The sequence below is a fragment of the Vibrio sp. Isolate33 genome (genome assembly GCF_022397895.1).
In the GTDB taxonomy this organism is placed as follows: Bacteria; Pseudomonadota; Gammaproteobacteria; order Enterobacterales; family Vibrionaceae; genus Vibrio; species Vibrio pomeroyi.
Window position 1 is genome coordinate 127,123 of sequence record NZ_JAKEUP010000005.1, and the last position, 15,765, is coordinate 142,887.

Annotated in this window: 11 protein-coding genes; 5 read left to right on the forward strand and 6 right to left on the reverse strand. The window is 44.0% G+C overall.

The features are described 5' to 3' along the window. Nucleotides 1–124: 124 nt before the first annotated feature. Nucleotides 125–1,933 (reverse strand): DUF3413 domain-containing protein, encoded by a 1,809-nt coding sequence (locus L1D37_RS10530; RefSeq protein WP_017633039.1) that lies wholly within the window; start codon nucleotides 1,931–1,933, stop codon nucleotides 125–127. A gap of 28 nt (nucleotides 1,934–1,961) precedes the next feature. Beyond that, nucleotides 1,962–2,189 carry a YejL family protein gene (locus L1D37_RS10535; RefSeq protein ID WP_004740674.1) on the reverse strand — a complete coding sequence of 76 codons (228 nt, stop codon included), beginning with the start codon at nucleotides 2,187–2,189 and terminating at the stop codon, nucleotides 1,962–1,964. 84 nt (nucleotides 2,190–2,273) lie between these two features. Here L1D37_RS10535 and yejK point away from each other — a divergent pair, with 84 nt between their 5' ends. The 3 genes from yejK (at nucleotide 2,274) to L1D37_RS10550 (ending at nucleotide 6,091) form a co-directional block, all read left to right on the forward strand. Further along, nucleotides 2,274–3,278, forward strand: a complete 1,005-nt coding sequence (gene yejK, locus L1D37_RS10540; RefSeq protein WP_017061190.1) for a nucleoid-associated protein YejK — start codon at nucleotides 2,274–2,276, stop codon at nucleotides 3,276–3,278. Between the two features lie 106 nt (nucleotides 3,279–3,384). Further along, complete coding sequence (locus L1D37_RS10545) at nucleotides 3,385–4,836, forward strand: Hpt domain-containing protein (protein ID WP_239847877.1); 1,452 nt, start codon at nucleotides 3,385–3,387, stop codon at nucleotides 4,834–4,836. Nucleotides 4,837–4,912: 76 nt separating this feature from the next. Further along, entirely contained in the window at nucleotides 4,913–6,091 is a 1,179-nt protein-coding gene (locus tag L1D37_RS10550; protein WP_239847878.1) for a chemotaxis protein, read from the forward strand. Between the two features lie 108 nt (nucleotides 6,092–6,199). Here L1D37_RS10550 and nhaC read toward each other — a convergent pair whose 3' ends face one another. Further along, complete coding sequence (gene nhaC / locus L1D37_RS10555) at nucleotides 6,200–7,636, reverse strand: Na+/H+ antiporter NhaC (RefSeq protein WP_239847879.1); 1,437 nt, start codon at nucleotides 7,634–7,636, stop codon at nucleotides 6,200–6,202. 501 nt (nucleotides 7,637–8,137) lie between these two features. Between nhaC and asd the strand changes: the two genes are divergently transcribed. Next, nucleotides 8,138–9,256, forward strand: a complete 1,119-nt coding sequence (gene asd / locus L1D37_RS10560; protein ID WP_017629874.1) for an aspartate-semialdehyde dehydrogenase — start codon at nucleotides 8,138–8,140, stop codon at nucleotides 9,254–9,256. Nucleotides 9,257–9,691: 435 nt separating this feature from the next. Here asd and L1D37_RS10565 read toward each other — a convergent pair whose 3' ends face one another. Beyond that, complete coding sequence (locus L1D37_RS10565) at nucleotides 9,692–10,534, reverse strand: ion transporter (RefSeq protein ID WP_176680205.1); 843 nt, start codon at nucleotides 10,532–10,534, stop codon at nucleotides 9,692–9,694. Between the two features lie 148 nt (nucleotides 10,535–10,682). After that, nucleotides 10,683–11,321, reverse strand: coding sequence for a YchE family NAAT transporter (locus L1D37_RS10570; RefSeq protein WP_004734056.1), 639 nt, complete (start codon nucleotides 11,319–11,321; stop codon nucleotides 10,683–10,685). Nucleotides 11,322–11,960: 639 nt separating this feature from the next. On the opposite strand from L1D37_RS10570, the gene adhE reads away from it, so the two are divergent. Further along, nucleotides 11,961–14,666, forward strand: a complete 2,706-nt coding sequence (adhE, locus tag L1D37_RS10575) for a bifunctional acetaldehyde-CoA/alcohol dehydrogenase (protein WP_132761999.1) — start codon at nucleotides 11,961–11,963, stop codon at nucleotides 14,664–14,666. A 160-nt stretch (nucleotides 14,667–14,826) separates the two neighbouring features. Here the strand turns inward: adhE and L1D37_RS10580 are convergent, their stop codons facing one another. Further along, nucleotides 14,827–15,510, reverse strand: coding sequence for an SDR family oxidoreductase (locus tag L1D37_RS10580; RefSeq protein ID WP_017632527.1), 684 nt, complete (start codon nucleotides 15,508–15,510; stop codon nucleotides 14,827–14,829). Nucleotides 15,511–15,765 lie beyond the last annotated feature (255 nt).

The following is a 15,765-nucleotide window of genomic DNA, read 5'->3' on the forward strand; positions in this document are numbered from 1 at the left end:
TATAAGGGGCGGAGGATCTTGTAAACCCTTAATTTTCATAATTTTGTTTTGTTGCTTGTTTTCTAATCATTCAAGGCAATAAAAAAGGGAAGCCACTGGCTTCCCTTTTCTCATTGATGATCATTTAGTCATTTTTTGTGTAGAAACGCTGTAGTTCAGTGAGGCCTTGCATCAATACAGGTAAGCGAGGGCTTACGTTTTTCAGGCGTTTGTAGTTTTGGTCATACAATTTGTAGTTGCCAAATTTATCTAACACCGTTGTTTGCTGATCAGTAACCAGTGCAAGCTCACGAGAATCACCCGCTAGAATCCATTTTCTCTTACGCTCATCAAACAGGCTGCGACCGCTACTGAAGTCAGTTGGGTTCGATGATACGCCTAACAGCTCCTGCATTAGCGTTACCGACACATCTAGGTGACTAGAGCGGTGAGTGTACTCAGAAGCAGATTTACCAGGCCAGCTGATGAACAGAGGCACCTGTAATTGGTAACGACTGTAGTTAGAGTTTGCACCCCAGCTGTTGGTTTTGGTTTCGTTAAACTCAGTACCGTGGTTAGAGGTGATGATAACCACCGTATTGTCGATAAGATCTAAGCGCTCTAGTTCAGCGTAAATAGTCGCTAGTTGAGCATCGGCCGCTTGAGCAGATTTTTGATAGTCTGCCGCAAAACGTTCCGCTGTACTCAACGTTGAATCTGACTCTGAACTTGAATCGTAGCTAGAGAAGTTATCCAGCGTAGTCAGTTCAATAAAGTTGAACCAAGGGCGTTTAGCCTGTGGTGATTGAATCCAATCCGCCCAAGCTTGTATTGCGCTTTGGTCATCATAAGTTGCTTGCTCTGGCATAACGTCACGGCCTCGGAAGATGATTTCCGAGTAAAGTGCATCGTCAAAGTTGTCGCCACTGAAAGCGGCAAACTTATAATTATGATTGTCTAACACATCCAACAGTACTGCGCTTGAGCCTTGTGCTTCGATGCTGCTTGCGTAGCTGCTCGGAAGGCCATAGAACAAACCGAAAATACCAAACATATCGTTACTTGAACTGTAATGGTTGGTGAAATTGATCGACTGTTGCGCGTAAGCGTAGCTGTTTGGCATCGCTGTGGCATTAAGTGCATCAGAGCGAAGGTTGTTTACACTCACCATCAGGATGTTCAGATCATCACTGCGGCGGTTGTATTGAATTTTTTCTAGCGGGTAGCTAACTAGGTTTACGTTCTCTTTGTTCGCTTCTAAACGCTGTAGGTACTCTTCACGGTCTAATAGACCATGTTTCTCCATAAAGCTTTTCGCTGTCATTGGGTAAGACAGTGGGAAGTTCGCTTTTTGGCTAGTAATTGGGTTGTAGAAATACGCATCAGCCCACATGTAGGTCAAGTGGCTGCTGATGAAACACAAGAAGAACACGGCGGTAATTGGACGGCCGATGTGTTTATGAGACAGTTTACGCTGCTTACGCCAAACCCACTCAGACAGACCGAGTTGCAGCAAGAAGATAAGCGGCATAACAATGAAGAGGTGCTGCAAGTCAGATGTGAATGCAGACTCCTCTCCACTGAACAAAACCTCCCACACGACAGGCGTCAGGTGGAGGTTTATATTTTGATACGTTTGGGTATCAATCAGTAGGACAGTTAAACCTATGGTCGCGAAACAAACGGCAACCAAACGTAATAACTTCCTCGACGGAAGAATAAAAGTGAGCGGGAACAGCACTAATAGATAGAGCGCGAACACTAAAAAGCCAAAATGACCAACCCACGATGCAGCCAAATAGAATTGACCCAGCAAGGTTTCTGGCCAAGCAGATTGAGTAATATAACGAGTACCAATCAACATCGCAGCAATGATGTTGAAAAATGCAAACCAGTGACCCCAACCAACCAGTCGAGATACACGATCGCTATATGAGTTTGCGCTGTCTACCATTTATAATTCTTTTATCCGTCAATCAAATTTAGTGAGACTTTTTATCTTCAAGAGAAGAAATTAAAGCCTCGGCAAATTTTTCAGCAATTCCTTTGCGTTGTGAAGCAGCAACATTCTGATTTAAGACATTGGTTGCGATATTTCCAGCGATCATCAGTGAAAGTTCTGGTGAAGCTTTGTGCTTAGATAGTACAGCACCTACTTCAGCTAGGATTTTTTCAACTTGTTCATCTGTGTATTTAGATATAATCGGCATAAGGACTCTAATAATGATAGTAAAAGCGGCTTATGATAACCTACTATGCACGACAACTGAAACCTGAACGGTAATATTTTCACTATGAGCCTTCACCTTTCCAACGTAATTTTACACCAGCTGAGCAAGAACGATCAGGATGAACTGATTGTTAACTATCGTGCTGAATCTCTAGAAAACGATGCTTCATCTGAAAGCCTAGTTGCTGAACTTCACCGTGTTTTTAATTCAAAAGCAGGCAAAGGGTTTGGTTCTTTCAAATCTGACAGCGAATTTCAACAGTGGTTGCATCAACTTCGTGCTGGTGAGACAAACTTTTACGATTTTTCTCAAAAGAGTGCGCAACGTCTAAAAGACGAGCTATCAAAGTACCCATTCGCTGACGAAGGTATCTTGGTAATGGCTGAATATCAGTCACTTGCGACAGATTACCTTTTCATCGGTCTGCTGCCTTCAAACCAAAGCCTAAAGGTGACAGAAGGGTTAGATATTAGCGCAACTGACTATCTAGATATCTCTAAAATGGATATCGCGGCGCGCTTAGACTTGTCGACTTACGAGACAGACAAAGAGTCAAACCGTTACTTAACTTATATTAAAGGACGTGTTGGCCGTAAAGTCGCGGATTTCTTCCTAGATTTTCTTCAAGCTGAAGTTGGCTTAGATGCTAAACAGCAAAACCAAGTGTTGATGCAAGCGGTAGAAGATTTTGTTTCTGACTCTAAATTAGAGAAAGAAGAAGCGATCAGCTACAAAAAGCAGGTTGCAGACTACTGTAACGAGCAGCTAAAAGCGGGTGATGAAGTACAAGTTCGTGAGCTTTCTGGCGAATTACCAGCAAGCACAGATGGCACGAGCTTCTTTGACTATACTAGTGAGCAAGGCTACGAGTTAGAAGATAGCTTCCCAGCCGATCGCGCAACTATGCGTAAACTAACAAAATTTGTTGGTGCTGGTGGCGGTTTGAATGTTAGTTTTGATAGTCTGCTTCTAGGCGAGCGTATCTTCTACGATCCGGAGACAGACACGCTAACAATTAAAGGCACACCACCGAACTTACGTGACCAACTGACTCGCAATAAGTCATAGTCCGAAGTTAACGGGTAGAAGCGGCAGCAGGATGTTGTCGCTTGTTTTGTGCTGAGTCTTTTAGCTAACGATAATGGCTGACTGCAAATATGCACAAGGAATATAGATGGAACAATCAGTAGCAAAGCCCAATCGCTTTAAAAAACCAGCCACTTTCTTGGTTGTACTCTTGGCTCTGTGGCTACTGCCTTCATTAGCACTTCTCAATCTAAGCCGTTCCTACACACATTCTCTTGCTCAAATTGAAGAACTCGGTATTCGCGTTAATGAACTAAGGCAATCGCTTTATTTCTCGGAGCCACTGCGTGTGTCTCGAATCAATGACCTCGCCCTTGATGCTCAGTTGGTTTACTCGATCAGGCTGCAGATTGAATCTGATTTCCAACATGCCTTCTTTCGTCCTGATGTGAATCAATTGCTTTACGTCGCAGACCAATTCTTAGAAAAGTTTGATGAGTTCATTCCAATAGAAAGTCAGGTTCAAGACATTGTCGACAACATCAAGCTATTGCGTGCCGATACTGAACTTTCTCCTAAGCTAAAACCGCTACTGAATGAATTCGGAGTGGTGGTTTTCGAAGCCATGTATTCTGATAATCAAAGCTCATCTGCCACCTATCGCGCCTTTGATTCAATTCTTGATAAATCGTATGCATTAGAAACTGAAGAGCAAGACGCTATTCAACAATTGCTCGCTGATGCTTCTGCATTGTTGAGTGATTACGCTCAGCTTAACTATTTGGTTGATAAGATTAAGAAGAACTCAGTCAACGAGCAGATCATCAAGCTTGAAGCTGAGTTTCACGATCGTCAATTTAACCTATTATTGGTGATGCTTGGTTTGAGTTTGGTGGCGATGATAGCGCTGGTTTTGTGGGGCGCTAATGCAAAAAAATTAACTAAAGAAACAGATGAAGAATTCACTCCTGAGCCTGAAGTCAAACCAACTAAGCCGAGTGCTTCCCGCACAGAGGCTGATCTTGAAGAGGCTACCTCTGGAAGCGTTGCTCGCGGAAAAGACAGCGTATCTCATGAATCGAATCACAGCGTCGCTTCTTCAGTAGTGAAACCAGCAGATAATACCTCTCATGTTGTAGGTAGCCAACATTCCAATTTTCAAGCACAGCAGAATTCTAGTGTGCAGAGTCACTCCGCGATTCAACAAAATATTGAAGATGTGCCAGTGGTAGAGAAACACGTCGCCAGTGTCACGGATTCAAAACCTGCGATTGATATTGAAGACATGTTAGAAACACTCGATGGTGACGCAGAGTCTGTCGAATTGTTGCTTGGTGTCTTTGTACAAGATCACGCTGACGATTATGAGAAGTTTAAATCGCTACTGACCAAAGATGAGACTTCCGCTGCTCGTGTTGTGCATAGCCTGAAAGGCGTGGCGGGTAGCATCAAAGCGTCTCGGTTGGCGATCATTGCGGCGAGTATCGAAATGACGATGAAGCAATCTAGAGCCATCAGTGAACATGATTTAACAGAGCTCGAGCAGGCAATAAAAGCCTCGGTGGATTCTGCTCATGCATATTTAGATAATCAACGTTAACTTTTGTAGGAATTTTGACAATACTCTGACGAAGTGCTCATACAATCCGCGCCCTTAGTCTTTGTCAGAGGTTTATATGTTACGAGTTTCGAGTCGAAGTTGGATGGTGTTGGTGCTTAGCATTGTGCTAAGTGGTTGTTCTCTCTTAGAAGTTAAGTTAGATAGTCAGACGACGCCTCTCACTCAACAAGAGCTGAATGCTCGCCTCATGACGCGTGAATACGCCAAGATGTTTTTTACAAGAGTAGAAGACTCAGCGGACGTAATCGCACAATCTTACCCGGCTGATGACACCTTACATCAATCTTATGTGTTGCTTTGGAAGATCCACGCAGAGCAGGGCTTACAGCAAGCGGCTTATCAAACTTCTCCTATGTCAGCCTTAATTGACTCATGGGTGTTCACTGCGCAAATGAATCACTTTTACGCCCAAGGTGACGGTTCTGATTTGTTTGTGACTGATGATGCGGTAGAAACAGCGCGTTTTCTTGACCAAGAAGCTGAGAAGCTAGCAAAGGGCGTATTGAGCTCAAGTGATTTCAAAAAGAGCAAAGCATTCGTTGCAGAATTTGCCGCGAACAATCCTTTTAATGATCTTACCTTCAGAAGTACGCCTGCTTATCGCGAATGGTTGGCTTATCTGGGTAAAGACGAATCTCAAATCGTTCAGAGCCTAGGTACTATGCCAGAAGCCATGAGCGATGCATCAGACCGCTTAAGCTTAATGGCTGATCAAACGCCAAAATTGATGACGTGGAAAGCCGAGTTAGTTGCGATGAACAGTTCACTCACGGGTGAAGATTTGTCGATGACATTGGAAAGCCTTCGTCAAACGTCAGCAAGCATGCAGGATTTCATTGAGAACAACCCAGAGTACATGCAAACACTGGCTTCTATTATGTCGACAGAAATGCAGCCTCTGTTAAACGACCTCAGCGATAAAACAGACCAAAAGTTAGCAATGCTGAGTGATGAGCGTGTGGCACTGGAAAAGATGGTGACGCGAGAACGAGAAGCTTTGGTTCAGATGATTGAGAAAGAACGCATCGAGATTGCTGGTATCGTGACATCTGAAAGAGAACTGTTCACTCAGGATTTAGACCGTGTCTCTCAAGAGGTCGTTGTGCTTGCGATTGATAAGCTGATGGAGCTAATCAAAGGTGTGATTATCTACTTCATATTGTTTATCTTAGTGGTTTTCTTTGCCCCGTTAGGTATCGGTTATTGGTTGGGTAAACGAACCGCCAACAAATAAACAAATAAACAAATCAGCAGATAAGAAAAGAGCGCTCTAGGGCGCTCTTTTTGCATTTATACCATTAACGTTTTGTTTTTACGTTCTAACGCCCTGAACGATGAAGCACTATGCCTGTTGCTTAGTCAGCTCAGTTGCTTCTTCAGTTTCAAGTGCTGGCGCTGTTGGTTCACACTTATCAACGAACCAGCCCATGTAAGACGTCACGATAGTCACGATGATACAGATGAAGCTTAACCACATGAACGGCGCGTAAGATAGCGTTGCAACGCCTAGAATACTTGCCATGTAGATACCGTTATCACTCCAAGGCACCATACCCGATGTTAGCGTGCCGCCAAACTCAGCGTTACGAGACAGGTTCTTACGTTTGTAGCCTAAACGGTCGTAGTTCTTCGCACAGATTTTTGGCGTAAGAATAAGCGACACATACATTGCTGAACCGAACACGTTACCCATGAACGCTGTACCAATCGTACTGGTTGCTAGTGAGCCTGCGCTGTTTACGCGGCGCTCGAATACCTTCGCAATTGTCTCTAGTACGCCGACTTTATCAAGCAAGCCGCCAAAACCTAAACCAAACACGATAACCGCAACCGAACCCAGCATTGAAGACATGCCGCCACGGTTAAGAATTGAATCAATGAACTCGACACCAGAAGAGATTGAGAACGGTGCCCAAGCGGTGTTGAATGCCGTTAGGAAGTCGATCTCTTGAATCATCACTGCCCAAATAATACCTAGCAGAGAACCGAAGCTGATCACAGGGAATGAAGGCATGCGGAAAGCCAGCAGGCCAAGCACGATCAATACTGGAACGAATGAGTAAGGCGTGATGTAGAACTGTACTTCCATTGCTTTGATTACAGACTCTACTTGGCTCATATCAACGTTGCCCGCGTAGTGGAAGCCAAACGCAGTAAACATGATGCCGGTAATTACGTAGCTGATTAACGCAACTGGCAACATACCCTTAATGTGTTCAACCACTTCAACGTTCGACATTGAAGAAGCAAGAATCACTGAATCAGATAGTGGAGACATCTTGTCACCGAAGTAACAACCAGAAAGTACCGCACCTGCCGTGATTGGCGCTGGAACACCAAGGCCTTGGCCAATACCCATCATCGCAATACCCGCTGTACCTGCTGCGCCCCAAGAAGTACCGGTAGCCAATGCGGTTAGAGAACAGATGATCATGGTCGCTAAAAGGAAGATAGAAGGGTGGATAGCTTTCAGACCATAGTAAATGATGGTCGGTACGATCCCGCCTGAGATCCAAGTACCAACAAGAGCGCCAACGGCTAAAAGTATTAAAACTGCGCCTAAGCCATTAGATATTCCTTTGAGTGCTGCTTTTTCTAAGTCTTTGTATTGATGACCAAGACGAACACCAAGAACCATGATAATGAACCAGCCAATATACAAGGCAAGTTGGATTGGAAGGTCAAACTTTGCAGTAAAGGAAAAAGCAAGGGATAGAAATAGTCCTAACGCGATAAATACCTGTAATAGGTTCGGTAGGCGAGTTTTACTCTGCTTCATAAAAGCCTCTTGTGATTTCGAGCATTTATAGTGCTTCGTTATAGTGTGTGGTACGAAACGGACACTACAGTAATTAGTTTATTATATCGAAAAAATACGTCTAAGTTGTGATATTTGACTGTTAACTCAATCAATTGTGGTTTCATAATCTAAAATATTGTTAAATTCATGATTGTTACATGTTGATTTCTGTCGCACGTTGTTTTTGTTTTGTAAAATATAATGCTGAGTATCCTTGATTTAAAAGAGGGAATTACTGTTTGTGATCAGGCTGAATTTCAACGATTTCTACCGTGCAAATGTTTGAATTTGCCGATATTGAGACCTTTATTGGTGATGTAGATATTGAGTGTCGACACAGGGATAACTGCACGATTCATTACGTTCACTTAAAAGAAACGAAAAAGTTACACTTTTTGACAAAAAGCACTTGAGTTCTGTTTCTGAAAAACTTATAGATGGGGGAGAGCAATTTTTAATTTTATACATGGAGAGTGAGCGATGAGAGTAGGTCTAGTTGGTTGGCGCGGTATGGTTGGTTCTGTACTGATGCAACGTATGGTTGAAGAGAAAGACTTCGACCTGATTGAGCCTGTTTATTACAGCACATCTCAGATTGGTATTCCTGCCCCTGTTTTAGGCGGTAAAGATGCTGGTCTACTTCAAGACGCTTTTGATATTGATAGCCTAAAACAGCTAGATGCAGTGATTACCTGTCAAGGTGGCGACTACACGTCAAAAGTATACCCAGCGCTGCGTCAAGCTGGTTGGAAAGGCTACTGGATTGATGCGGCTTCTACTCTGCGTATGGACGCTGATTCAATCATCACTCTTGATCCTGTTAACTTGGCTCAAATCCAACAAGGTATTCATAGCGGCACCAACACTTTCGTTGGCGGTAACTGTACTGTGAGCTTGATGCTTATGGCACTAGGCGGCCTATATGAAAAAGGCATGGTCGAGTGGATGAGTGCGATGACTTACCAAGCGGCATCGGGCGCTGGCGCTAAAAACATGCGTGAGCTTATCTCACAGATGGGCGTGATCAACGACAGCGTAAGCTCTGAACTAGCAAACCCATCAAGCTCAATTCTTGATATTGATAAGAAGGTCGCGGATACGATTCGTTCATCTTCATTCCCAACAGACCAATTTGGTGCTCCTCTTGCTGGCTCACTGATTCCTTGGATCGATGTGAAGCGTGAAAACGGCCAGAGCAAGGAAGAGTGGAAAGCGGGCGTTGAAGCGAACAAGATTCTTGGCCTAGATGGTCAGCCAATCCCTATCGATGGCACTTGTGTACGTATCGGTGCAATGCGTTGTCACGCTCAAGCACTAACGATCAAGCTTAAGCAAGACGTTCCAATGGACGAAATCGAAGAGATCATCGCGACGCACAACGATTGGGTTAAAGTGATTCCTAATGACCGTGACATCACTGCGCAAGAACTGACTCCGGCTAAAGTAACAGGCACGATGTCTGTACCAGTAGGTCGTCTACGTAAGATGTCTATGGGTAACGACTTCCTAAACGCATTCACAGTTGGTGACCAACTGCTTTGGGGTGCTGCAGAACCACTACGTCGTACATTACGTATTATTCTTGCTGAGAAAGCGTAATCGAAAGCTCTTTCTATTTAGAAGTTAAAGCAGGCGCCACTCTGTTAGAAGTTAAAGCAGGCGCCACTCTGTGTGAATGCTTAGCTTCGTGAGAGACAAAAGCCGGTGTTAATACATCGGCTTTTTTGATCGCGGAAGGTTGATTAATTTCACTCGCGACTTCACCCAAATCTTCTCGTTGGAATAGGACAAGGAAGAGATCCCCAACTTGTTCGTTCCTCACTCTTGAGGATGACGTTTTTCTCCTAACTTAAATTGCGTCATTCCCGATAGCGACGAAGGAGCGTAGTCGGGAATCTCGTTTTGGATCAGTGAACCAACATCAAAAAAGGTGACGATAAACGCCACCCTTTTAGTATTTTTGTGTCACATACTCAAATCACGAAACTGCTCTTAAATCCTTTCGCATCTCGCCACTCGAATCCCGCACCTGCCCTATTCATCTTCAACCACAACACGCTTGTCGGGATCGGCCAATTCACTGGCACAGTGTTTACAATAGATGGCATCAGAATCGTGGCCTGAACGGTTGCAGTTTGGGCATTTGACCAACTCTTTGTGCGAGTTCATTTCATTACTGAGTTCTGCGGTAATAATCCCGGTCGGCACAGCTAAGATTGAGTAACCCAAAAGCATAGTCAGAGATGCGATAGCCTTACCTAATGCGGTTTGCGGCACCATGTCACCGTAACCCACAGTTGTGATGGTCACGATTGCCCAGTAGATACTGTGAGGAATACTGGTGAAGCCATTCTCTGGGCCTTCAATAACAAAGATCAAAGCACCAAAGATAACGACCAAGATGCCGACTGTACTGAAGAAGATCAGAATCTTTCGTCTCGCCATCAATAATGAGCGCAGCAATATGTTGGAATCTTGTAGGTAGCGAACCAATTTTAGGATACGGAAGATACGCATCACACGAAGCAGTCTCACCACACCCATAAATGAAGCACCCGGGAAGATGATCGCTAGGTAAGTTGGGAGAATCGCTAACAGGTCAACGACACCATAAAAGCTGGTGGCATAAGATTTTGGTTTTGGAGAGCAATAGAGCCTCAACAGATACTCAAGCGTAAAGAGGGCAGTAAAGCTGTATTCAATGTAACGCAACTGTTGTGACCACTCGGTCATCACATTAGGGATCGACTCTAAGATAAGCACCAACAGCGAAGCCAAGATTGCAACGATCAGTGAAATATCAAATGCGCGTCCGGCTGGAGTGTGAGTGCCAAAGATAATGACGTACAAATGATGCTTAAGTGGCTTACGTGACATAAGGAGAGGTTCATCTTCTGTTAAATGTATTAACAGTCATTATACAAGCTTCATAATAACGAGGCGAGTGAAAGCCCAATCGCTTTACTCGCCTCATCTATATATCAATCTTGATTGCTCGCAATACACGAGCCAATTTCGCTAAACGTTATGCTAACCCTGGGAATAGGTTACGTAAGCCGTTGGCGATGAACTCGATGCCTAGCGCACCCAGGATCAAGCCCATGATACGTGTAATAACGTTGATGCCGGTTTGACCTAGGAAGCGAACGATAACTGGCGCTGAACGGAATAAAAGCCAAGAACAGGTTGCGAAAGCAATGATGCTAATGCCGATGCCTACCGTATCAATTGCAGCAGGGTAGCGAGAACCGTAAACAATCGTCGAGCTGATTGCACCCGGACCAGCCATTAGAGGCATAGCCAGTGGAACCACGCCGATCTGCTCTTTACTGATGTATTCCGATTTCTCTTGTTTGTTCTGCTTATCTTCACCGAGCTTACCGCTCATCATCGAAAATGCGATGCTCAATAACAGTAAACCGCCTGCAACGCGGAATGAATCCAACGAGATGCTAAACATATCAAGAAGCATTTGCCCTGCAACAAGCGAGACAATCAAGATAACGGCAACAGCAATGTTGGCTTGTAAGGCTGTCCTGTTTCGCTCTTCTGGTGGCATATGAGCAGTTAAAGAAACAAAAACAGGCATGATGCCGATTGGGTTTACGGCTGCAACAAGCCCAAGGAAGAATTGCATAAAGATTGCGAGTTCTAAACCTTGCATGAGAGCGATCTCCAGTAACGTTAAGTAGGATAGTGGGTTTGATCTGACCTTTGTCAGAGTGCGTAATGTAAGGGACAAATTCAATGAGAGCGAATGAAAAAAACTAACTTGAAGAAGGGGCTATTTTTTAGAAAAACTAATTGAGTGTGAGATGTGTAATGTCAGTGTTGCAAAATGTTTTCTCGTGTTTCGTGTTGTAACTTGATTTGAACTAAATGTTATCTCACGCACGCTTTTAATAAAAATTATGACAGTTTCTAGCTCGTTGCAACGGTATGGATATACTCTCAGTAGCACAGTTTTGGCCGTATACATGTAAGTGAGCTGACTAAAAATGAAACTTTTTTACAGTTTATGACGCAATGTAGAAAAAAGTTGTCTGTTTGCTTGTTTTTTGCACGAACGAAAAGTGTGATATTAAGCCATATAAATCATAGTCTTAAGTTTATTTTTGCGATTGCCTTACTACTTTCTGGTTAATTCTTTTTGGGTAACTGATCTGGGTCAATTTTTTTCACACTGTGAAATAATATACTCAGCCCTGAAAGCAATTTACTAAGAACGCTGGTGTTTAAGGTTAACGGCAAGCAGCGAATTTAATAAAAAGTTTTTAATATTTATTATTTTAGGAGATCCACCATGCCTGTAACTAACTTAGCGGAACTTGATGCTCTAGTAGCTCGCGTTAAAGCAGCACAAGAAGAGTTTGCAACATTCTCTCAAGAGAAAGTAGACGCAATCTTCCGCGCAGCTTCTCTTGCTGCTAACCACGCTCGTATTCCACTTGCACAACAAGCAGTTGCTGAATCTGGAATGGGTATTGTTGAAGATAAGGTTATCAAAAACCACTTTGCATCTGAATTTATCTACAACAAATACAAAGACGAAAAAACATGTGGCATCTTAGAAGAAGATGACAACCTAGGCACAATGACTATCGCTGAGCCTGTAGGTATCATCTGTGGTATCGTTCCAACAACGAACCCAACTTCTACAGCAATCTTCAAATCTCTAATCTCTCTTAAGACACGTAACGGCATCATCTTCTCGCCACACCCACGTGCAAAGAACTCAACTAACGACGCAGCGAAACTGGTTCTAGACGCAGCTGTTGCAGCTGGTGCTCCAAAAGACATCATCGGTTGGATCGACCAACCATCTGTAGAGCTTTCTAACGCGCTTATGAAGCACGACGGTATCGCACTTATCCTTGCTACTGGTGGTCCAGGCATGGTTAAAGCAGCATACTCTTCTGGTAAGCCTGCTATCGGTGTTGGTGCTGGTAACGTTCCTGTAGTTATCGATGAAACAGCTGACATCAAACGTGCTGTAGCATCTATCCTAATGTCTAAAACATTCGATAACGGCGTTGTATGTGCTTCTGAGCAAGCTGCAATCGTTGTTAGCGATGTATACGAAGAAGTTAAAGAGCGTTTCGCTTCTCACAAAGCTCACGTTCTATCTAAAGCTGATGCAGATAAAGTACGTAAAGTGCTTCTTATCGACGGCAACCTAAACGCTAAAATCGTAGGTCAACCTGCTCCAGCAATCGCTGAAATGGCTGGTGTTAAAGTTCCTGCTGATACAAAAGTACTTGTAGGTGAAGGCCTTGGTAAAGTTTCTTACGATGACGAATTCGCTCACGAGAAACTATCTCCAACTCTAGGTCTATTCCGCGCAGACGACTTCGAAGACGCTGTTGCTCAAGCGGTAACTATGGTTGAAATCGGTGGTATCGGTCACACATCTGGTCTTTACACTAACCAAGATACTAACGCAGACCGCATCCGTTACTTCGGTGACAAGATGAAAACTGCTCGTATCCTAATCAACATCCCTACTACTCACGGTGGTATCGGTGACCTGTACAACTTCAACGTTGCACCTTCTCTAACTCTAGGTTGTGGTTCATGGGGTGGTAACTCTATCTCTGAGAACGTAGGTCCTAAGCACCTTATCAACAAGAAAACTGTAGCGAAGCGAGCTGAAAACATGTTGTGGCACAAACTACCTAAGTCTATCTACTTCCGTCGTGGTAGCCTTCCAATCGCAATGAGCGACCTAGAAGGTAAGAAACGCGCATTCCTAGTAACTGACCGTTTCCTATTCAACAACGGTTACGCTGATGACGTAGTTAGCCTGCTTAAAGCACAAGGCATCGAAGTTCAAACTTTCTTCGACGTAGAAGCGGATCCAACGCTATCTGTTGTTGAGAAAGGCGCTGAAGCAATGAAGAGCTTCCAACCTGACGTAATCCTTGCTCTAGGTGGCGGTTCTCCAATGGATGCTGCTAAGATCATGTGGGTTATGTACGAGCACCCAGAAACTCACTTCGAAGAACTAGCAATGCGCTTTATGGATATCCGTAAACGTATCTACAAGTTCCCTAAAATGGGTCAAAAAGCTGAGCTTGTATGTATCACTACAACTTCAGGTACTGGTTCAGAGGTTACTCCATTCGCTGTTGTTACAGACGACAAGACTGGTGCTAAGTACCCACTAGCTGACTACGAAATCACGCCAAACATGGCTATCGTTGATGCGAACCTAGTAATGAACATGCCTAAGTCTCTAACAGCGTTCGGTGGTTACGATGCAGTAACTCACGCTCTTGAAGCTTACGTATCTGTTCTAGCGAACGAATACTCAGACGGTCAAGCTCTTCAAGCTCTTAAGATGCTTAAAGAATACCTACCATCAAGCTACAAAAATGGTGCGGCTGACCCAATCGCTCGTGAGAAAGTACACAACGCAGCAACTATCGCTGGTGTAGCATTTGCGAACGCATTCCTAGGTGTGTGTCACTCAATGGCTCACAAAATTGGTGCTGAGTTCCACCTACCACACGGTCTGGCTAACGCACTACTTATCTCAAACGTTGTACGTTACAACGCGAACGATAACCCAACTAAGCAGACTGCATTCTCTCAGTACGACCGTCCACAAGCACGTCGTCGTTACGCTGAAGTTGCTGACCACCTAGGCCTAAGCCAAGCTGGTGACCGTACTGCTCAGAAGATTGAACGTCTACTGACTTGGTTAGAAGAGCTTAAGAAAGACCTAGACATCCCACTATCTATTCAAGCTGCGGGTGTTAACGAGTCTGACTTCGTTGCTAAACTAGACGAGCTAGCTGTTGAAGCGTTCGATGACCAGTGTACAGGTGCTAACCCACGTTACCCACTTATCACTGAGCTTAAAGAAGTACTAACAACTTCTTACTACGGTGAAGCATACGTTGAAGGTGAAACTTTCGAAGGTACTACAGTTATCCTTAAGAAAGCTGACCAGAAACCAGCTGAAGCGAAAGCACCAAAAGCTAAAAAAGAAAAAGCTAACGCATAATAAGTAAGCATTAGTTTTGAGATAAGTTTTCGCTAGCACGATACTTATCTATCGGGAAAAGTTTAAAGCCCCAGTCGAAAGACTGGGGCTTTTTTTATATGCTGCTGATGACTGATTGGCTCTCAGAACCGGGAGCTTATCTGAGTAGGAATAGGGGAGTCTAAACCTCTGCTGCCACTACTCGCCCACTGAAGTAATCATTAGAGATAATGTACTCTGCGGTTCTAGTGAGTTCGTCTTGCAGTTGTGCCCAATGACATCGGTTGAACTTGCCATCGGCATTGTGAATCGCGGGAACGACACCGCCAACACGGATCTTAAACGGGGTGAGTTCTTTGGCCCAACTGTGTGTGAACCCGGTGATCATGGAGTTCGCGCTCTCTAAGCCAGATACATCATGAAAATCATCATGAGATATCACGTTTACAATCACACCTTCTTTCTTTTCATCTCGCAATCTCTCTGCACTGATTTGACCAAATGCGAAAAGGGTCGATGCCATAGAAGAAAGATCATTAATAAAGCTGCTGACGGGCTGATCACCAATTAGGCTTGGCATCGGTGAACTTATCCAGTTATTGACCAGTACATCGGGTGTGGTGTTGAAAGTGGTTTGGATAAAATCAAACACGCTGAGAATCGATTGGTTGTCATGGCTTTCGAGCGGGTAGTGGTAAACAGAATCAGAGAATCGAGCACACTGTAAATAGGTAGCCTGAAGTGCTTCGGTATCGTTATCACAAAGGATGACTGTGGCTCCAAGGTTAACAAAGTGGTTCGCAATCGTCCCTCCCAGTCGCGAGCCGGCAGATGTCACCAATATGATTGAGCTTTTTATTTCCATCCCAGTACCTAAACAAATCATCCGTGTCGGATAAGAATGGGTTAAATTTCATACAATGGGTGTGAATTGGTTCAAACTAAGGTGCGCCAATTAATAAGTTTTTATGAACTTAGTGGCACGTCACATTTTGTAGTAACTTCAAGCGGTAATCGACAACGGGCGTTTTGAGTATGCCCAAGGTTGGTGGTTCATATCACTCAGGTGAATCATTCAAGGAAGTGAATTGAACAAAGTCGATAGAGATGCAGAAATAAA